Below are 20,405 nucleotides of genomic sequence, written 5' to 3' on the forward strand. Positions count from 1 at the left end.
AGGAATTATACGATGGAAATGACACAATATCTCGACATATTCATTGAGGAGAGCAAAGAACATTTACAGTCTATTAATCAACAAGCGCTGCTGCTGGAAAAATCACCTGGAGAACTTTCAATTGTAAATGAGATTTTCCGTTCTGCTCATACATTAAAAGGAATGTCAGCTACGATGGGTTATGAAGATCTAGCTAGCCTTACTCACTGTATGGAAAATGTTCTTGATGCGATTCGTAATAACAAGATAGAAGTTTCATCTTCTGTCCTAGATGTTCTGTTCGCGTCGCTTGACCACTTAGAAGCGATGGTAGTAGAAATTTCAGAAGGCGGCAGCGGTAAACGTGATGTGACGGAGACGGTGAGAGATTTAGAGGCCCTTGAAAAGGGAGAAGTTCCAAAGAAGATTCAAGCCGACACAAAAAATGAAGCAAAATCGTTACATGCTTATGATCAATATGAAAAGCAGATTATTATTCAATCCAAAGAACAAGGATTTCACGCTTACGAGCTTTCAATCTCATTAAGGGACGACTGTATCTTAAAAGCGGCCAGAGTATATATGGTATTTGAAGTGATCGAACAGATCGGTGAGATCATTAAAACGATGCCAGCAGTAGACATGCTTGAAACAGAACAATTCGGAACTCATTTTACGCTTTCCATCCTCACGAAAGAGTCCGCCGAAAACGTTAAAGAACGTATCTTAAAAGTTTCTGAGATTGATGCAGTAGAAGTGAATGATATCAAGGCAGATCAACTTAACATCTCGTCAAACTCTGAGAGCGAGGAGAACAAAAAATTAGAGCAACAAGAAGTAACATCCCAAGATAAAAAAAGTGAACCACAGCAAACTTCAAACGCTGGTAGCAGCGGGAAAACGATCCGCGTCAATATAGAGAGGCTCGATCAGCTCATGAACTTGTTTGAGGAACTCGTCATTGACCGGGGGCGGCTTGAAGAGATATCAAAATCATTAAAAAGCATGGAACTCAACGAAACGGTTGAACGAATGTCTCGTGTATCGGGAGATCTTCAAAATATTATCCTGACGATGAGAATGGTTCCTGTAGAGCAAGTTTTCAATCGTTTTCCAAGGATGATCAGAGGATTAGCGAAAGATCTCGGTAAAAAGGTTAACCTTGAGATCGTAGGTGCTGAAACTGAACTTGATCGAACCGTAATTGATGAGATCGGTGATCCGCTAGTTCATCTACTTAGAAACTCGATTGACCATGGCATCGAGAACCCTGAGATACGCTCTTCTAAAGGTAAAAATGAGACAGGAACCATCTATTTAAGAGCATTTCATAGCGGAAATCATGTGTTTATTGAGATTCAAGATGATGGAGCGGGTATAAATAAACAAAAAGTATTGAGTAAAGCAATCGAGAATGGGATCATCACGAAAGAAATGTCTGAAAATTTGACCGATAAACAGTGTTTTGAATTATTGTTCGCTTCAGGCTTTTCTACTGCAGATGTCGTTTCAGACATTTCAGGACGTGGAGTGGGACTAGATGTTGTGAAAAATAAGATTGAATCGTTAGGTGGTTCTATCGCTGTTGATTCAACGGAAGGTTCAGGAACGATCTTTTCTATACAGCTTCCTCTGACTCTATCGATCATGTCTGTCATGCTCGTTGAAATCAGTCGTGAGAAATACGCGATTCCATTATCTTCGATCATTGAAACAGCCATCATTAAGAAAGAAGACATTCTTTCAGCTCATAATCAAAAAGTGATTGATTTTAGAGGCAAAGTGGTACCGCTTGTAAATATGAAAGACGTTTTCGAAGTCCCTGGTTCAACAGATTCCGGTCAGCACGTTCCTGTAGTCGTAGTGAGAAAAGGGGATAAGATGGCAGCACTAGTTGTTGATTCGTTTATCGGACAGCAAGAAATCGTCTTAAAATCACTTGGTCAGTATTTAACATCGGTATTTGCTATCTCTGGCGCAACGATTCTAGGAGATGGACAAGTGGCATTAATTCTCGATTGCAATGCACTCATTAAATAAGGTGGTTAATCATGATGAATGAAGAAAAAGTGATCATATTTCAATTAAAAGATGAAGAATATGCAGTTCCAGTCCAGCACGTGAAATCGATTGAAAGAATGCAGCCGATTACTCGAATTCCAAGGACGGTTTCATTCGTAAAAGGGGTAATTAACTTAAGAGGAGTCGTTACGCCTATTATAGACTTGCGTTCTCGATTCGAAATTGAAGAAGTAACTCATACGGATACAACTCGAATCATCATTGTGTCAGTCGGTTCGATTGAAGCTGGACTGATCGTTGATGCAGCGAACGACGTAATCGATCTAGATAGAGAGTCGATCGAGCCTCCTCCTGAAGTAGTTGGTGGTGTTGATGCCGAGTATATCCATGGTGTTGCGAAGCTTGAAAAGCGACTATTGATCCTGCTCGATCTTGTTAAGGTTTTGAACCCAGAAAAGCTGGATGTTCAGCCTACAAAGGAGAGTATCCATTAAGATGGATTTTTTAAGAATTCAGCCTATTCATCTGGATGTTTTACGTGAGATCGGAAACATTGGAGCGGGGCATGCAGCGACAGCGTTATCAACGATGCTGAACAAAGCTGTTGATATGAAAGTCCCTTCAGTGAATGTCACCTCATTTGAAGAGATATCTGAGATGGTTGGCGGAGCAGAGAACGTTGTGGCTTCTGTATTCTTGAGAATCGTAGGCGATGCTCCCGGATGTATGTTCTTCATGCTTCCGGTAGATCAAGCTGAGAGACTTTTAGAAGATTTATTAGTCGGCCAAACAGTACAGCTAACAAACGGAGATGAATCTGACATTTCATTATCTGCTCTTCAGGAAGTAGGGAACATTCTATCAGGTTCATATCTGACATCGTTCTCTGATTTTACAGGGCTGAATTTACAGCCATCTGTACCTGCAACGAGTATTGACATGGCTGGAGCAATTTTGAGTTTTGGATTGTTCGAAGTATCTACTGTGAGCGATTATGCCATTGTTATAGATACTGCTTTTACAGATATAGAAAGACAAGACGAGGTAAAAGGTCACTTTTTTCTGTTGCCTGACCCTCTATCCTTCTCAAAAATTTTTCATGCATTAGGAGTTCCGTTGGATGAGTGAAATCATAAAGGTGGGAATCGCTGATATTAACCTCGTTTCCCCTCCAAACACAATTAGAACAACAGGTCTTGGTTCATGTGTGGGCGTCATACTCTTTGATCAAGTAAAAAAAATCGCAGGAATGGCGCATATCATGCTTCCGGATTCGTCGCTTTCAAAAACTCCTACGTTAAATGAAGGAAAGTATGCGGATACAGCCATTAGGAGTTTATATGACATGCTGATTAAGAGAGGTGCCAACGGAAAGACGTTAAAAGCAAAAATAGCTGGAGGCGCACAGATGTTTAAGTTCACCTCCGGAAGTGAAATGATGCGAATCGGTCCAAGAAACGTTGAACGTGTTAAAGAAGAACTGTCTGCACTTAAGATTCCTTTGTTAGCAAGTGATGTTGGAGGCTCTAGTGGAAGGACCATTGAGTTCAACCCTGAGAACACTTTATTAACGATTAAAACGGTTAATGCAGGAACAAAGGTAATATAAATACCAAAAAAACGAGGAGGATTACCATGACGGAGCCATCTTTATTAGAAGAACAATCTTGCTGGGAAAAGTGGAACACGAGTCGTGATCGAGAAGCAGGTGACGAACTGATGCGTGCTTATTTACCACTTGTCAATTATCACGTACAACGTATATCGGTTGGTTTGCCTAAAAGTGTTAACAAAGATGAACTCCGATCCCTCGGTATGCTAGGGTTATACGATGCTCTAAAAAAGTTCGAGCCTGAAAGAGATCTGAAATTTGATACATACGCTTCCTTTCGAATACGTGGGGCTATTTTAGACGGCTTACGAAGAGAAGATTGGCTTCCAAGAAGTTTAAGAGAAAAAACAAAAAAAGTTGAAGCTGCCATTGAAAGGCTAGAACAAGAAAATCTTCGTTCCGTTAGCGCAAAAGAAGTTGCTGATGAATTAGGATACTCAGAAAATGAAGTAACAACCGTTATGTCTGAAAGCTTCCTTGCCAATGTTTTATCAATTGATGAAGAGAACAAAGAAACGGAAAGTCGCGAAAAAGTTAGTTATACAATTGAAGACAAAAAAGCGATTACACCTGAAAATAGTTTGTTGCAGGAAGAACTTCATGGTGAGCTTGCATTAGTGATTAAAGAATTATCTGAGAAAGAGCAGCTTGTAGTCAGTTTGTTCTACTTTGAGGAATTAACATTGACTGAAATCGGACAAGTCCTTGGTCTATCTACATCCAGAATATCTCAAATACACTCAAGAGCTCTCTTTCGAATTCGACAGGTTCTACAACGATATATGTAAGGAGTAGGGATATGGATCAATGGTTTAATATTAAATTTGAAGATCGTGAAACACAGGCTCTTTTATTAAAAAATGAAGTTGAAATTCCATCTGGTGAAGTCACGTTTTCTAGACTTTTAGCTTGGATCGAATCGAAAGGTATAAGACACGGAATTCGAAATGAAGTATTGAGTTTAGTAGCAGAAACTCTAGATAGTTTCGCATTTCCCGCTGAGATTGCAAAAGGGAAACAACCGAGAGATGGAGAGCCTGCAAAACTTATACCCTCCTTCTCAAATGAGAAAAAACTTGATACAAACGAAAATGCGAAGCTTGATTTTAAACGACTTTTTACAATTCCTACAGCTGAGTTCGGAGAGATCTTAGCAAGGAAACAAAATGCAACTGAAGGCATAGCAGGAATAAGTGTTTTTGGAAAAGTGTTACCTGCAAAAAAAGGTAAAGATTTGTTAGTGAAAAATGGCGAAAATACCGTTTATAACGATAGTGAACAATGTGTCTATGCATCAGCGAGCGGAGAGGTTACTTTCCAGAATAATCGTGTAAACATTTATCCGGTTTATCGGGTAGATGGGGATGTTTCTTTAAAGACTGGACATATTGATTTTGTTGGAAATGTTCATATAAGCGGTGACGTACCTTCAGGATTTAAAATATCAGCAAAAGGTGATGTTAGAGTCGAAGGAGTCGTTGAAGCAGCAGATATTACTACAGATGGGAACGTTGTTATAGGTGGCGGTGTTTTAGGTCAAGGTAAAGGAACGGTTCGTTGTGGAGGAGACTTCACTTCCCTTTATATAAGTCAAGGAAATGTATACGCCCGAGGAAACATAATGGTAGCACAAACAATTCTTCACAGTCATTGTGAGGCAGAATCGAACGTTACATGTACGAGCGGTAAAGGAAATATATCAGGTGGCACCTGTATTGCGGGAAATGGAATTTCAGCGAATGATATAGGAAATGATACGAACTCCAAAACGTTATTATACATAAAGACAAATGATAGAATGGAGAAAGAGATCATACAACATGAACAAAAGATTCTTGAACTGCAAAAGAATTTGGAGAAATTAAATCATTTAAAGATCGTGTTGATCCAGAAAAATACAGATCAACAAACGATTAATCGAATTGTAAATACGATTTCTCAATCGAACCATGAGATTGTTGAGCTTCAAAAGGAAATTGAGAAATGTAAAAATTCTTCACAGTCTTCTATCCAAATAAAAGGCACGCTTCACCCAAATGTTGAGATCTGTATCGGAAAATATAAACGAAAAATTCAATCTCCATTCAGTGCAGCGAAAGTATTTATTGAAGAGAAGGAAATTGTTGTTCACACTCTATAAGAATTGGATGAGGATGCTGTGAGCCTTAAACTAATTGAGCTTCAAGTTGCGATTCCAAGAACAGTTGATGCTTCTAAAGCAAGTATAGAACTTATGAACAGGGGACTTCTTCAACAACAGCAGAACACTGAAGAGATAAGAAAAAAAGACAAGAAAGAATCAGAACGAGTCAATCAAAAAGAAGCGACTGATTCAGGTTTATTCCATACAAATCACCAGAACCAACAAGAAAAGACGAGTTCCAAGAGTACGAGTCATCCTTATAAAGGAAAGAAAATCGATTATTTAGGTTAGGATGAATGCGATGTACACCTTAGTGTTCCTCAGTTTCACACTAAACATAGTATGTTTGTTTTTAGTTTTTAATTTGCACAAAAAAATTCAGCATCAGAATATCTCCCATGACACAAAGACAACCGAAGAAGTAGAAGAACTTCTTGAACTGTTTTCAGAAGAGATGAAGCTAGAGAATGAACGCTTGCATGATATGATCGTAAAATTTTCACAAAAACAACAGCAGCAAAATGATTCTACACGTATTGATGAAATCCCTACATCTAAGATAGAATCTGTAGAGACCCAAGCTGATTCGAAAGCTTCTCTAGATAATCATATCTCTAAAGAGACGAACGAAGTATTAATATTAGCTCAACAAGGATATAATGCTGAAGAAATTGCAAAAATGCTGCACCGAGGAAAAGGTGAAGTAGAGTTGCTTTTAAAATTTTATCGATAGCAAGCAAAAAGACTTGCAGAAAATGCACGAAACATGTTATATTATTTCTCGGTGTTAATCACACACGTTTGCGGATTTGAGCAATGTGGTGCTGACTAAGTCAGTTATTGCTCAAAGGTGAAACAAACGGAGGTAAACAAACCTAGGAGGTGCCATTATGGCAGTAATTTCAATGAAACAATTGTTAGAAGCTGGTGTACACTTTGGTCATCAGACTCGCCGTTGGAATCCGAAAATGTCTCGTTACATTTTCACAGAAAGAAACGGTATCTACATCATCGATCTTCAAAAGACAGTAAAGAAAGTTGAAGAGTGCTACAATGTTATGCGTAACATCGCAGCTGACGGTGGGAAAATCCTTTTCGTAGGAACTAAGAAACAAGCTCAAGATTCAGTTAAGGAAGAAGCTGAACGTTCTGACATGTACTACATCAACCAACGTTGGTTAGGTGGAACATTAACAAACTTCGGTACAATCCGCAAGCGTATCAACCGCTTAAAAGATCTTGAAAAAATGCAAGAAGACGGTACTTTTGAAGTACTTCCTAAGAAAGAAGTTATTCTTCTTAAGAAGGAAATGGAGCGTCTTGAAAAGTTCCTAGGCGGAATCAAAGACATGAACAAGCTTCCTGACGCATTATTCGTAGTTGACCCTCGTAAAGAGCGCATCGCGATTGCTGAAGCTCGTAAATTAAACATCCCGATCATCGCTATCGTTGATACGAACTGTGATCCGGACGAAGTTGATCACGTTATCCCTGGTAACGATGATGCAATTCGAGCAGTTAAACTTCTTACTGGTAAGATGGCAGATGCTATCATCGAAGCTAACCAAGGCGGAGAAGAAGTAGCAGAAGCAGCTGAAGAAGAGACTACTGCTTAATTAAATGGAATGCTCAAGGGTGGTAGAGGGGATGACCCTTTATCACCCTTTTTATGTAAAAGCACAACTAGCACTACATATCCCATAAGGAGGCAAAAACACATGGCTATTACAGCACAAATGGTTAAAGAATTGCGTGAGAAAACTGGCGCAGGTATGATGGATTGTAAGAAAGCATTAACTGAAACAGATGGTAACATGGAGGCGGCAATTGATTACCTTCGTGAAAAAGGGATCGCGAAAGCTGCTAAGAAAGCTGACCGTATCGCTGCAGAAGGTTTAACTTCTGTAATCGTTGATGGAAACAAAGCGGTAATCCTTGAAGTGAACTCTGAAACTGATTTCGTTGCGAAAAACGAAAACTTCAAAAACTTAATCGCTGAACTAGGGAACCACTTGTTGGCTACAGAGCCAGCTTCAGTTGAAGATGCATTAGCTTCTGATTTTAACGGAACTTCTGTAAATGACTACATCAACGCAGCAATCGCTAAAATCGGTGAGAAACTTACACTTCGTCGTTTCGAAATCTTGAAAAAAGACGAGAATGCAGCATTCGGCGCTTACCTTCACATGGGTGGACGCATTGGTGTTCTTTCAGTACTTGAAGGAACTACTGAAGAAGAAGTTGCGAAAGACGTTTCTATGCACGTTGCAGCAGTAAACCCTAAATACATCTCTCGTGACGAAGTTAGTGAAGAAGAAGTATCACGTGAGCGTAAAGTGTTAACTGAACAAGCACTTAACGAAGGAAAGCCTGAAAACATCGTAGCTAAAATGGTAGAAGGACGTCTTGGTAAATACTTCGAAGATATTTGCTTAAACGACCAATCTTTCATTAAAGATCCAGACCAAAAAGTTGGTAAATATGTAGCTTCCAAAGGTGCTACTGTTAAAGCCTTCATTCGCTTTGAAGTAGGAGAAGGTCTTGAGAAGCGTGAAGACAACTTCGCTGAGGAAGTAATGTCTCAAGTTAAAAAGTAAGCACAGTTTGAAAAGAGGGGAGCACGTTGTGTTCCTCTTTTTTTACAGAAATAACCTTGGTTTTAATGGCTTTACTTACTTGAATGTTGTTGTAGCTTAAGTGTTTTACAGAACATCTTGATTTGTTGATTGTAGTGTAAGGTGCGAGACTCCTGCGGGACGAGCGGTCAGGTGAGACACTTAGTGGCGCAAAGCGGCAAGTGGCTCACCGGTTGCCCCGCGGAAAGGGAACACCTGAAACGGAGATCAACTACTTTCACAAAGCGACGAAGCTATTCAGTATAAACAGCCTTAAAAACTAATTAAATACATTTTTTTAGGTGATGGAGGGACAAATGACTACTTCAAAATATAAACGAGTCGTCTTGAAATTAAGTGGAGAAGCACTAGCAGGTGAACAAACTTCTGGAATCGATCCAAAAATCGTTCAGTCAATTGCAGAACAAGTAAAAGAAATCGTTGAACTCGACGTAGAAGTTGCTGTAGTAGTAGGCGGCGGAAACCTATGGCGTGGTAAGACGGGCAGTGAGATGGGAATGGACCGTGCTTCAGCAGACTATATGGGCATGCTTGCTACTGTAATGAATTCATTAGCCCTTCAAGACAGTCTTGAAAACATCGGGGTTCAAACAAGAGTACAAACATCTATAGAAATGCGTCAGGTTGCAGAACCTTATATCAGAAGAAAAGCCATTCGTCACCTTGAAAAAAAGCGCGTCGTTATTTTTGCAGCAGGAACGGGTAACCCGTATTTCTCAACAGATACGACAGCAGCACTAAGAGCAGCAGAAATTGAAGCAGAAGTCATCTTAATGGCTAAGAATAACGTGGATGGCGTGTATTCAGCAGATCCGAAATTGGATGAGAACGCTGTTAAGTATACGACATTGTCTTATCTTGATCTTTTAAAAGATGGACTAGCAGTAATGGATACAACTGCTTCATCACTATGTATGGATAATGACATCCCGTTAGTTGTTTTCTCGATCATGGAAGAAGGAAACATCAAACGAGCAGTTGCCGGAGAAAAAATTGGAACCGTTATAAGGGGGAGAAACTAATGGCAAAAGAAGTTTTAACTCAAGCAGAAGAAAAGATGCAAAAAGCAATCGGGGCTCTAAGACGCGAGTATTCAACACTTCGTGCAGGTAGAGCAAACCCTTCTCTATTAGACAGAGTACAAGTTGATTATTACGGAACTCAAACACCGATCAATCAACTAGCAGGTGTAACAACTCCAGAAGCTAGACTATTGGTGATTCAGCCTTACGACAAATCAGCAATGGCAGATATCGAAAAGGCGATCCTAAAGTCTGATCTTGGTCTAACACCTTCTAACGATGGTCAAGTGATTCGTATTGCGATTCCAGCTCTAACAGAAGAACGCCGAAAAGAATTAGTTAAACTTGTTAAAAAGTTTGCTGAAGAAGCGAAAGTTGCTCTTCGAAACGTTCGCCGTGATGCTAATGACGATTTGAAGAAACTTGAAAAAGAAGCTGAGATTACAGAAGATGAACTACGTCGTTATAACGATGATGTTCAAAAACTTACTGATAAATACACAGCTGAAGTTGATTCTGTAAGTTCAGTTAAAGAAAAAGAAATCATGGAAGTATAAAGCTTTTCCATGTACAATTAAATATAAAAAGCCCTCTATAAAAGGGGGCTTTTTTATTAGACAATATCACCATTTTGCTAGACTTTAAAAGATAAGGTGATTGGCATATGGAGAATACCTCTCTAAGAGGTTGATTCTATGAAGTCTAAGAAGATGGAGGCTTATACATGCTTGACAAGCTTTTCTTTAAGAAAAAAAGTCCAGAGAACCATACATTCAAAGAAGAAAACATTCCAAAACATGTAGCTATTATTATGGATGGCAATGGAAGGTGGGCACGGAAACGAGCCATGCCACGAATTGCCGGACATCATGAAGGGATGAAAACAGTTCGTAAAATCGTTAAAGAAGCGAATAAGATCGGGATAGAAGTACTGACCCTATATGCTTTTTCAACTGAAAATTGGAAACGTCCTCGTGAAGAAGTCGACTTTTTAATGAAACTTCCTGGAGAATTTTTAAACACTTTTCTTCCAGATTTGATTAAAGAGAACGTACAAGTGCGAATAATGGGTAAAAAAGAGTTATTACCACTTCACACTGTAAAAGCTGTAGATGAGGCGATTAACAAGACGAAGAACAACACAGGGTTAATCTTAAACTTTGCGCTTAATTATGGCAGCCGTGATGAGATTACAGCGGCAGTTAAAGCATTAGCTTCTGAAGTGAAACAAGGAAGATTAGAGCCGTCACAAATAGATGATTCAATGATTGAACAGCATTTAATGACGCATGATCTAAACGACCCGGATCTTTTGATTCGTACAAGTGGTGAAGTTCGATTAAGTAACTTTATGCTCTGGCAGCTTGCCTATTCTGAATTTTGGTTTACTGAAGTGCTATGGCCAGATTTTTCTGAAGAGCATCTACGAGAAGCTGTATCACAATTTGCCGGACGAGGCAGGCGGTATGGCGGTGTTTAATTAAGGAGGACTTATGAAACAACGGATTATAACAGGTGTAATCGCAGCCGTTTTATTTATAGGGATTACCCTTTATGGAAGCTGGCCGTTCTCACTATTAATACTATTGCTAACTGGGATTGGCATGTTTGAATTATTGCGAATGAAAAGGATGGAGCTAAGTTTCGTTGGGGGAATCGGATTTCTATTAGCAGTCTTGATTGCTTTGCCAGAGGACTGGATGAGTTCTTTAGAACCCTTTACTAAAACTGATGCCATTATACTTGCAGTTCTTCTATTACTAGTCGTAACTGTTGTACAAAAGAACAATACAGATTACAATCATATTTCGTTTGTTCTTTTTAGTTCCATATACGTAGGTTTTGGGTTTTTCTATTTATTAGAAACGAGAATATTAGAAGGTGGGGTCCAACTTTTATTCTTAATCCTATTCATGATATGGGCTACTGACTCTGGCGCTTATTTTGTTGGGAAATCGGTTGGGAAACGAAAACTTTGGCCGGTTATCTCCCCGAACAAAACGATTGAAGGGGCAGTTGGAGGGATTTTCTTTAGTATTGTTGTAGGTGTTATCAGTTATTTGACTCATTTTGTGGATATGTCGCTATTTAATATTCTACTCATCTCACTTATTGTAGGTATATTTGGACAGATAGGTGACTTGGCAGAATCGGCATTCAAACGAATCTACGATGTGAAAGATTCTGGTACTTTGCTTCCTGGACATGGCGGAATATTAGATAGACTAGACAGTGCGTTATTTGTATTCCCGTTGCTCCACGTGCTTCATTTGATAGGATAACGCTAGGAGGTATAGGATGAAATCAGTTAGTTTACTTGGTGCAACAGGTTCGATCGGTGTTCAAACCTTAGATGTGATCGCCTCTCATCCAGATCAATTCAAATTAAGTTCTATGTCTGTAGGCAAGAATATTGAGGCTGCTGAAAAAATCATACAGAAATTTCAACCTGAAATTTGCGCCGTTCAAAACGAAGAAGATGCAAAAATTCTTCGTTCGAAGATAACATCATCTACAAAAGTTGTCTCAGGTATGGAAGGGTTGATTGAAGCCGCGGTTTCCACTGATTCAACGGTAGTTGTGAACGCAGTGATCGGAAGTGTAGGCTTACTTCCCACATTAAAAGCGATCGAAGCAAAAAAGACAATCGCTTTAGCAAATAAAGAAACGCTTGTGACTGCCGGACATCTTGTTATGGAAAAAGCAAAGAAGCACAACGTGGCTATTCTTCCGGTCGACTCTGAACATTCAGCAATCTATCAATGTTTAAACGGTGAAGATACAAAACGTGTTGAAAAGCTGATATTAACCGCTTCAGGTGGAAGTTTTAGAGATCGAACACGTGAAGAATTAAAAAACGTTACAGTACAGGAAGCTTTGAATCATCCAAACTGGTCTATGGGTGCGAAAATTACGATCGATTCCGCGACAATGATGAATAAAGGTTTAGAGGTTATTGAAGCTCATTGGCTATTTTCCTTTGATTATTCGAAAATAGACGTCATTTTACATAAGGAAAGTATCATACACTCTATGGTAGAGTTTGTTGATACGAGCATAATCGCTCATTTGGGACAACCAGATATGAGAGTGCCGATACAATACGCTCTTACACATCCCGATCGACTTGAATTAATAAACGGGAAAAGGTTAAACTTATGGGAAGTTGGGAAGTTGCATTTTCAAGAAATGGATTACGACCGATTCAGATGTTTAAAACTTGCATTCCAAGCAGGAACAGCTGGAGGCTTGATGCCGACGATCTTGAATGCTGCGAATGAAAAAGCGGTTGAATTGTTCTTAAATGGTCATATCTCGTTTCTTGAGATTGAAGAGATGATCGAACGAGCTATGCAGAATTTGTCCAACGTCAGTAAACCAGATCTTGAGACAATACAAGAAACAGATAAAAGGACTCGTCAATATGTTGAGTCACTACTTAGTAAAGGCAGGTAATGGGAATGAACACTGTGATAGCCATTATCATCATTTTAGGTGCTTTAATTTTCTTTCATGAACTCGGACATCTATTGCTGGCAAAGCGTGCAGGTATCTTGTGTCGTGAGTTTGCTATTGGATTCGGCCCAAAAGTGTTTGCCTTCAAGAAAGGGGAAACGGTCTATACGATTCGTCTTTTACCGCTTGGAGGGTTCGTACGTATGGCTGGAGAAGATCCAGAAGGTATTGAACTAAAGGCAGGTCACAGAGTTGGTTTAATCTTCAACCAGGCAGATGAAGTGGAGAAAATCGTAGTCAATCACCGTGACAAATATCCGGTTCAAAAGACGATTACCATTGAAAAAGCTGATCTAGAACGTGAATTGTATTTGACGGGTTTCGAAAATGAAGACTCTGGACCATCGACTTACAAAGTAAAAGAAGATGCACTATTTGTAGCAGATCACCAAGAGATGCAAATCGCACCTTATAATCGGCAGTTTGGATCTAAGACGATCATGCAGAGAACACTTGCAATCTTTGCTGGTCCTGCAATGAACTTTTTACTAGCTTTCGTGATCTTGGTTGTATTTTCACTCATGCAAGGTATTCCGACGAATGAATCGAGACTAGGTACCCTCCAAGAAGGTGCGGGTGCTGAGAAAGCCGGCTTGATTAAAGGGGATAAAATTATTGCTGTTCAGGGCGAAAAGATGGACGACTGGAAAGAGTTAGTGTCCGTGATCCAAGAAAACCCTGGTGAAAAATTAATGTTTACAATAAACCGTAATGGTGAAGAGAAAGTGGTTCCTGTTACGCTTGGTTCTCGTAAAGGGGCTGATGATAAGAACGAAGGTTTTATCGGGGCACGTCCATATACTGAATCCTCTTTTGTTGGATCTTTAGAATATGGGGCTAAACAAACATGGTTTATGACAACCGCAATATTTACAGGACTCGGACAATTGATTACGGGGCAGCATGGAATCGATCAGCTTTCTGGACCGCTTGGAATCTATGAGTATACAGATCAAGCAGCAAAAGCTGGTGTATATATGCTACTTCAATGGGCAGCTATCTTAAGTGTCAACTTAGGGATCTTTAACTTGTTGCCTTTACCGGCACTTGACGGCGGACGCCTTCTATTCTTAGGTGTTGAAGCATTAAGAGGAAAGCCGATCGATCCGCAAAAAGAAGGAATGGTTCATTTTATCGGGTTCGCTTTTCTGATGTTATTGATGCTTGTTGTTACATGGAATGATATACAGAAAATTTTTCTTGGTTAATTAGGGATGATTTGAGGAGTAGAGATTATGAGACAAAGTCAGTTGTTTATGCCAACCTTAAGAGAAGTTCCAGCAGATGCAGACGTTAAAAGTCACCAGCTCTTGTTAAGAGCTGGATTTATCCGTCAAAATGCTGCTGGTATTTATTCTTTTCTTCCATTGGGGAAAAAGGTTCTTCATAAAATAGAGAATATTGTACGAGAAGAAATGAATCGTGCTGGTTCACAAGAGATGATGATGCCAGCACTGCAGCTTGCTGAACTATGGCAAGAAAGTGGCCGATGGTATAGCTATGGCCCTGAACTAATGAGATTAAAAGACCGACACGAGCGTGATTTTGCTCTTGGAGCTACACATGAAGAAGTGATTACGAGCATCGTTCGAGACGAAGTAAAATCATATAAGAAGCTTCCTCTTAATCTATATCAAATTCAAACAAAGTTCAGAGACGAAAAGCGTCCACGTTTCGGATTGCTGCGCGGAAGAGAGTTCATTATGAAAGATGCATACTCTTTCCATGATAAGCAAGAAAGTCTTGATGATACGTATGAAGCGATGAAAGATGCCTACTCCGCTATCTTTAGCCGTTGCGGACTAAACTTCCGTGCAGTTTTAGCAGACTCAGGTGCAATCGGTGGTAAAGATAATCATGAGTTCATGGTTCTATCTGAAATTGGTGAAGACTTGATCGCGTATTCGACAGATTCAGATTTTGCAGCGAACATAGAGATGGCTCCTGTTGTACTTCGCGAAGAACGTTCATCTGAAACTCTTATGGAGCTTGAGAAAGTAGAAACGAAGCATGCGAAAACGATCGAAGAGGTATCAGATTTCTTACAAGTTGCACCTTCAAAAGTGATTAAATCATTGCTTTATATCGCTGATGAACAACCTGTTTTAGTGTTAGTCAGAGGAGATCATGAGGTTAATGAGATCAAGCTTAAGAATGTGCTCTCTGCTAAAGCAGTAGTATTAGCTACGGCAGAAGAAACAAAAAAATGGTTGAATGCTGAACACGGATCTATCGGACCGGTTCACTCTCCAAAAGAAGTTAAAGTAATTGCGGATCAAGCAGTGCCATTTATGGTAAACGCAGTTTGTGGCGCAAATGAATCTGGCTACCATTATATAAACGTTAATCCAATTAGAGATTTTGAGTTCAATGAAACAGCTGATCTTCGTTTTGTTGTTGAAGGTGATCTGTCTCCAGATGGTAAAGGGACAATCGTTTTTGCAAAAGGAATTGAAGTCGGGCATGTGTTCAAGCTTGGTAAAGTATACAGCGAGCCGATGAAAGCCTCTTACTTAGACGAAAACGGTAAGAATCAAATCATGTCTATGGGTTGTTATGGAATAGGTGTTTCACGTACATTAGCGGCAGTAGCTGAAGAAAACAATGATGATAAAGGGTTGATCTGGCCGTTATCATTAACTCCGTTCGATGTGCATTTAATTGCTGTAAACAGTAAGAACGCAGAACAAGCAGCACTTTCAGATGAGCTGTACACGCAAATCAAGAACGATGGCTTTGATTGCTTATATGATGATCGCCCTGAACGTGCGGGTGTGAAATTTACAGATAGCGATCTTATCGGATTGCCGATTCGTGTTATGGTTGGAAAACGTGCTTCAGAAGGCATCGTTGAAGTGAAGATTCGTAAGAGCGGCGAATCTTTTGAAGTGCCAGTTTCTGAACTTAGCGATTTTATTAAAAAAGAGTGGGACAAGCTTAAGAATTAAAGAGATTTTGTGTTAATCTATAATACTAATAGAGGAGGTGCCTCTCATTACAAGAGGTGCCTTTCTCTTTGTACTTTACGAACATTGATCTAATCTTTATGATGATAATCCACGCTGATGATTTATAGCTATAGTATAATAGATAAAGAAACGTATAAAAAAATACGTTGGTTAGTCATGTGAAAACATAATTAAACCCCTTAATAAGGAGGTTCGTATGAGCGGGAATGATCAACAGATCAGACAAGAAAGGCTATCTCTTCTTTTAGAACAACTAGGTATGCCTGATGAGATGAAAGCAGGTTTTTCGGAAGGAACGATCGAAAAACTAACGATAGATAAAACAAATAGAAGCTGGCATTTTATAATAGGACTACTGCGTCCATTAACTCCTGATAGTTATGCATGGTTTAGTGCCAGCCTTCGCCAAACTTTTCAACATATCGCTACAGTGTCTTTTTCTCTTCAAACGAAAGAGAGTTTTCAAGCAGAAGAACTTCTTGGCTTTTGGCCGTTGTGCAAAGAAAAGTTAGTAGAGACAGCAGCACCAAGTCTAGGAAGTATGCTTTCTACGCAAGATCCTATTGCGGAAGGCAATTTTTTGAGTCTTACAGTAAGAAATGATGCAGAAGAAGCACTTGTTCAAAGAAAGCTTTCTCCTGTTATTAAGGAGATGTACAGTCAGTTTGGCTTTCATTCTGTAATGGTTAAAACAGAGATTAAACACTCTGAAGAAGATTTTCAAAAGTTTATCGAACAGAGAAAACAAGAAGATCAGAATAAAGTAATGGAAGCATTAGTTGAAAAAGAAAAAGCTGCTAATCGATCTGAATGTCCTGCAGCAAGAACAGATATTATGATTGGTTATTCGATCAAGGATGAACCTGTTCCGATCCAAACGATTCAAGATGAAGAGAGACGCATAACGATTCAAGGGTATGTCTTTCATTCCGAAACGAGAGAGCTTAGAAGTGGACGTACACTATTAACATTTAAGATTACCGATTACACAGATTCTCTTTTAATTAAAATATTCTCTCGAGATAAGGAAGATATCCCTATCCTTCAAGGTATTCAAAAGGGTATGTGGTTAAAAGTTCGAGGCGGAATTCAAAATGATACGTTTGTCAGAGATCTAGTCATGATCGCGAACGATATTAATGAGATCAAACCTGAATTCAGAAAAGATTTAGCGGATGAAGATAACAAACGTGTTGAGCTTCATCTTCACACACCGATGAGTCAGATGGACGCGATATCTTCTGTTTCTTCCCTAGTGGGACAGGCAAAGAAATGGGGTCATCCAGCTATCGCCATAACAGATCATGCTGGTGTTCAATCTTTCCCAGAAGCCTATAGCGCAGGAAAGAAAAACGGGATCAAGATTTTGTATGGACTTGAAGCGAATCTTGTAGATGATGGTGTACCAATCGCTTACAATGAAGCACCAAGAAAATTAACGGACGAAACGTATATTGTCTTTGACGTTGAGACAACGGGTTTATCAGCTGTTTATAACAAAATTATTGAACTGGCAGCTGTGAAAATTCGTGGAGGAGAAATCATTGAACGATTTGAAAGGTTCGCAAATCCTCATGAATCTCTTTCTCAAACGACGATTGAATTAACAGGAATTACTGATGATATGGTCGAGAACGCACCTGAGATCGAAGAAGTACTTCGAGATTTTCATGCGTTTATGGGTGATGATATCCTAGTAGCGCATAACGCGAGCTTTGACATGGGATTCTTGAACGAAGGTTTACGCAAGATAGGATTAGGCGAAGCGAAGAATCCAGTCATTGATACATTAGAATTGGCAAGGTTCCTACTTCCACAATTAAAGAATCATAGGTTGAATACGCTTTGTAAAAGGTTTGATATCGAACTCACTCAGCATCACCGAGCTATCTATGATGCTGAAGCAACTGGTTATCTATTATGGAAGCTTCTAAAAGAGACGTTTGAAAAGGATATCTTCTATCACGATCGTTTGAACGATAACATGGGGCAAGGTGGATTTCAGCGATCAAGGCCGTTTCACTGTACACTTTTAGCTGCGACACAAGAAGGGCTGAAAAATTTATACAAACTTGTTTCTGAATCTCATCTATCTTATTTTTATCGAACACCACGTATTCCGAGATCACGGTTAAGTAAACTACGAGAAGGCATACTCGTCGGTTCAGCTTGTGATAAAGGTGAAGTGTTTGAGGGTATGATGCAAAAACCGATCGAAGAGGTTGAAAAGATCGCGGAGTTTTATGATTACTTAGAGGTTCAGCCACCAAGTAACTATTATCATCTTATCGAAAGAGAATTAGTCGCAGATGAGATGAACTTAAGAGAGATCCTGTCTAACATCGTTCAGCTTGGAGAGAAATTGAACAAACCGGTTGTCGCAACAGGAAACGTTCATTATTTAAATCCTGAAGATGCGATCTATCGAAAGATCTTGATCTCTTCTCAAGGTGGAGCGAATCCGCTGAACAGACAAACTCTTCCAGAAGTGCATTTTAGAACGACGGATGAGATGTTGGATCTGTTCTCTTTCTTAGGTGAAGAAAGAGCTCAAAAAGTAGTTTGTGAAAATACGAGACAGATCGCCGACATGATTGATGAGATCAAACCGATCCCTGATGATCTATATACACCAAAGATCGAGGGCGCAGATGAAGAAGTACGCTCTATGAGTTATAACCGAGCAAGAAGCATCTATGGTGAGAATCTTCCTGAACTTGTTGAGAAGAGGCTGGAAAAAGAATTAAAGAGTATCATCGGACACGGATTTGCGGTTATTTACTTGATCTCACATAAACTTGTAAAAAAATCGTTGATTGATGGATACCTTGTAGGGTCGCGTGGATCAGTCGGTTCGTCGTTTGTTGCGACAATGACGGAGATCACTGAAGTAAATCCATTGCCTCCTCATTATGTTTGTCCGAAGTGTAAAGAATCCCATTTCTTTAACGATGGTTCTGTTGGTTCTGGTTATGATCTGCCTGATAAAGAATGTCCAACATGCGAAGTACTTTATATTAAAGATGGACAAGATATTCCGTTCGAAACGTTCCTTGGTTTCAAAGGAGATAAAGTCCCTGATATTGACTTAAACTTCTCAGGTGAATATCAGCCTAGAGCACATAACTACACGAAAGAACTGTTCGGTGAAGATTATGTGTATCGTGCAGGGACAATAGGTACCGTAGCTGAAAAAACAGCTTATGGTTACGTAAAAGGGTATGCAGGAGACAATAACTTAACGATCCGATCGGCAGAAGTTGATCGACTCGTAGCTGGATGTACAGGAGTAAAGAGAACAACAGGTCAGCATCCAGGAGGAATAATCGTTGTTCCAGATTATATGGACATCTATGATTTCTGTCCTGTTCAGTTCCCAGCCGATGATAGTGGATCGGAATGGAAGACGACTCATTTTGATTTTCACTCGATTCACGATAACTTATTAAAACTTGATATACTCGGGCACGATGATCCGACCGTTATCCGTATGCTTCAAGATCTAAGCGGTATTGATCCGAAGACCATTCCTGCTTCTGATCCAGAAGTGATGAAGATCTTTTCAGGCCCAGAAGTGTTAGGTGTTACCGAAGAACAGATCATGTGTAAGACAGGTACGTTAGGTATTCCAGAGTTCGGAACAAAGTTCGTAAGACAGATGCTTGAAGAAACAAAACCAAGTACTTTCTCTGAACTTGTACAGATTTCAGGACTATCTCATGGTACCGACGTATGGCTTAATAACGCGAACGAATTGATCGCAAACGGCACTTGTGTGCTAAAAGACGTTATCGGCTGTCGTGACGATATCATGGTCTACCTGATCTATAAAGGGTTGGAGCCGTCGCTTGCTTTTAAGATTATGGAGAGTGTACGTAAAGGAAAGGGTCTGCCGGATGAGTGGATCGATGAGATGAAGAAGAACGATGTCCCTGATTGGTATATTGGTTCATGTTTGAAGATCAAATACATGTTCCCTAAAGCCCATGCGGCAGCATACGTATTGATGGCCGTTCGTATCGCATATTTTAAAGTTCATTATCCAATCTGGTTCTATGCGGCATATTTTACAGTAAGAGCGGATGATTTTGATGTGGAGTCTATGATCAGAGGATCCAAAGCATTAAAGACAAAGATCGAAGAGATCTCTGCTAAAGGTCTTGATGCTTCTACAAAAGAGAAGAACTTGCAAACTGTTCTAGAGTTAGCTCTTGAGATGTGTGAAAGAGGGCTGTCGTTTCAGAAGATCGATCTTTATCGCTCGAGCGCAACAGACTTCTTAGTAGAAGGTGATACACTAATCCCACCGTTCAATTCGATCGCAGGATTAGGTACAAACGCAGCTTTAAACATTGTAAAAGCAAGAGAGCAAGGTGAATTTCTTTCTAAAGAAGATCTTCAGCAGCGTGCGAAGTTGTCTAAGACCATTATTGAGTACTTAGATGATCAAGGATGTTTAGAAGGAATGCCTGATGCAAACCAGCTTTCGCTCTTTTAACAAGGGCT

At 39.7% G+C, this 20,405-nt stretch carries 18 protein-coding genes; all 18 read left to right on the forward strand.

Annotated elements, in window-relative coordinates:
• The first annotated feature begins 12 nt into the window (after positions 1–12).
• Complete coding sequence (locus tag I5J82_RS05885) at positions 13–2,019, forward strand: chemotaxis protein CheA (protein WP_198767053.1); 2,007 nt, start codon at positions 13–15, stop codon at positions 2,017–2,019.
• Between the two features lie 11 nt (positions 2,020–2,030).
• Positions 2,031–2,495 carry a chemotaxis protein CheW gene (locus tag I5J82_RS05890; RefSeq protein ID WP_233096419.1) on the forward strand — a complete coding sequence of 155 codons (465 nt, stop codon included), beginning with the start codon at positions 2,031–2,033 and terminating at the stop codon, positions 2,493–2,495.
• Between the two features lies 1 nt (position 2,496).
• The gene (locus I5J82_RS05895; protein WP_198767054.1) at positions 2,497–3,129 is read left to right on the forward strand and encodes a chemotaxis protein CheC; all 633 of its coding nucleotides are present in this window, start codon (positions 2,497–2,499) and stop codon (positions 3,127–3,129) included.
• Positions 3,122–3,610 (forward strand): chemotaxis protein CheD, encoded by a 489-nt coding sequence (locus tag I5J82_RS05900; RefSeq protein ID WP_198767055.1) that lies wholly within the window; start codon positions 3,122–3,124, stop codon positions 3,608–3,610. The genes I5J82_RS05895 and I5J82_RS05900 overlap by 8 nt, the downstream gene beginning before the upstream one ends.
• Positions 3,611–3,636: 26 nt before the next feature.
• Positions 3,637–4,401 (forward strand): FliA/WhiG family RNA polymerase sigma factor, encoded by a 765-nt coding sequence (locus tag I5J82_RS05905; protein ID WP_198767056.1) that lies wholly within the window; start codon positions 3,637–3,639, stop codon positions 4,399–4,401.
• Positions 4,402–4,412: 11 nt separating this feature from the next.
• Positions 4,413–5,753, forward strand: a complete 1,341-nt coding sequence (locus tag I5J82_RS05910; protein WP_198767057.1) for a FapA family protein — start codon at positions 4,413–4,415, stop codon at positions 5,751–5,753.
• 18 nt (positions 5,754–5,771) lie between these two features.
• Positions 5,772–6,047 (forward strand): hypothetical protein, encoded by a 276-nt coding sequence (locus I5J82_RS05915; protein ID WP_198767058.1) that lies wholly within the window; start codon positions 5,772–5,774, stop codon positions 6,045–6,047.
• A 73-nt stretch (positions 6,048–6,120) separates the two neighbouring features.
• A complete protein-coding gene (locus I5J82_RS05920; protein ID WP_198767059.1) occupies positions 6,121–6,489 on the forward strand; it encodes a DUF6115 domain-containing protein in 369 nt (122 codons plus the stop codon).
• 157 nt (positions 6,490–6,646) lie between these two features.
• A complete protein-coding gene (rpsB, locus tag I5J82_RS05925; RefSeq protein WP_144700734.1) occupies positions 6,647–7,372 on the forward strand; it encodes a 30S ribosomal protein S2 in 726 nt (241 codons plus the stop codon).
• A gap of 102 nt (positions 7,373–7,474) precedes the next feature.
• Complete coding sequence (gene tsf / locus I5J82_RS05930) at positions 7,475–8,353, forward strand: translation elongation factor Ts (protein ID WP_066393722.1); 879 nt, start codon at positions 7,475–7,477, stop codon at positions 8,351–8,353.
• A 335-nt stretch (positions 8,354–8,688) separates the two neighbouring features.
• Entirely contained in the window at positions 8,689–9,414 is a 726-nt protein-coding gene (gene pyrH / locus I5J82_RS05935; protein ID WP_066393724.1) for a UMP kinase, read from the forward strand.
• Entirely contained in the window at positions 9,414–9,971 is a 558-nt protein-coding gene (gene frr, locus I5J82_RS05940; protein WP_198767060.1) for a ribosome recycling factor, read from the forward strand. The genes pyrH and frr overlap by 1 nt, the downstream gene beginning before the upstream one ends.
• Before the next feature lie 167 nt (positions 9,972–10,138).
• A complete protein-coding gene (uppS, locus tag I5J82_RS05945) occupies positions 10,139–10,894 on the forward strand; it encodes an undecaprenyl pyrophosphate synthase (RefSeq protein WP_198767061.1) in 756 nt (251 codons plus the stop codon).
• 13 nt (positions 10,895–10,907) lie between these two features.
• On the forward strand, positions 10,908–11,696 hold the full coding sequence (locus tag I5J82_RS05950) for a phosphatidate cytidylyltransferase (RefSeq protein ID WP_198767062.1): 789 nt from the start codon (positions 10,908–10,910) through the stop codon (positions 11,694–11,696).
• Between the two features lie 16 nt (positions 11,697–11,712).
• Positions 11,713–12,870, forward strand: coding sequence for a 1-deoxy-D-xylulose-5-phosphate reductoisomerase (dxr, locus tag I5J82_RS05955; RefSeq protein WP_198767063.1), 1,158 nt, complete (start codon positions 11,713–11,715; stop codon positions 12,868–12,870).
• Positions 12,871–12,875: 5 nt separating this feature from the next.
• Positions 12,876–14,138: an RIP metalloprotease RseP gene (gene rseP / locus I5J82_RS05960; RefSeq protein WP_198767064.1), complete on the forward strand. Its 1,263-nt coding sequence runs from the start codon at positions 12,876–12,878 to the stop codon at positions 14,136–14,138.
• Positions 14,139–14,165: 27 nt separating this feature from the next.
• Positions 14,166–15,878 (forward strand): proline--tRNA ligase, encoded by a 1,713-nt coding sequence (locus I5J82_RS05965; protein WP_198767065.1) that lies wholly within the window; start codon positions 14,166–14,168, stop codon positions 15,876–15,878.
• A 217-nt stretch (positions 15,879–16,095) separates the two neighbouring features.
• On the forward strand, positions 16,096–20,397 hold the full coding sequence (locus I5J82_RS05970) for a PolC-type DNA polymerase III (protein WP_198767066.1): 4,302 nt from the start codon (positions 16,096–16,098) through the stop codon (positions 20,395–20,397).
• Positions 20,398–20,405: the final 8 nt, after the last annotated feature.

Source organism: Fictibacillus halophilus (assembly GCF_016401385.1).
GTDB lineage: Bacteria > Bacillota > Bacilli > Bacillales > Fictibacillaceae > Fictibacillus > Fictibacillus halophilus.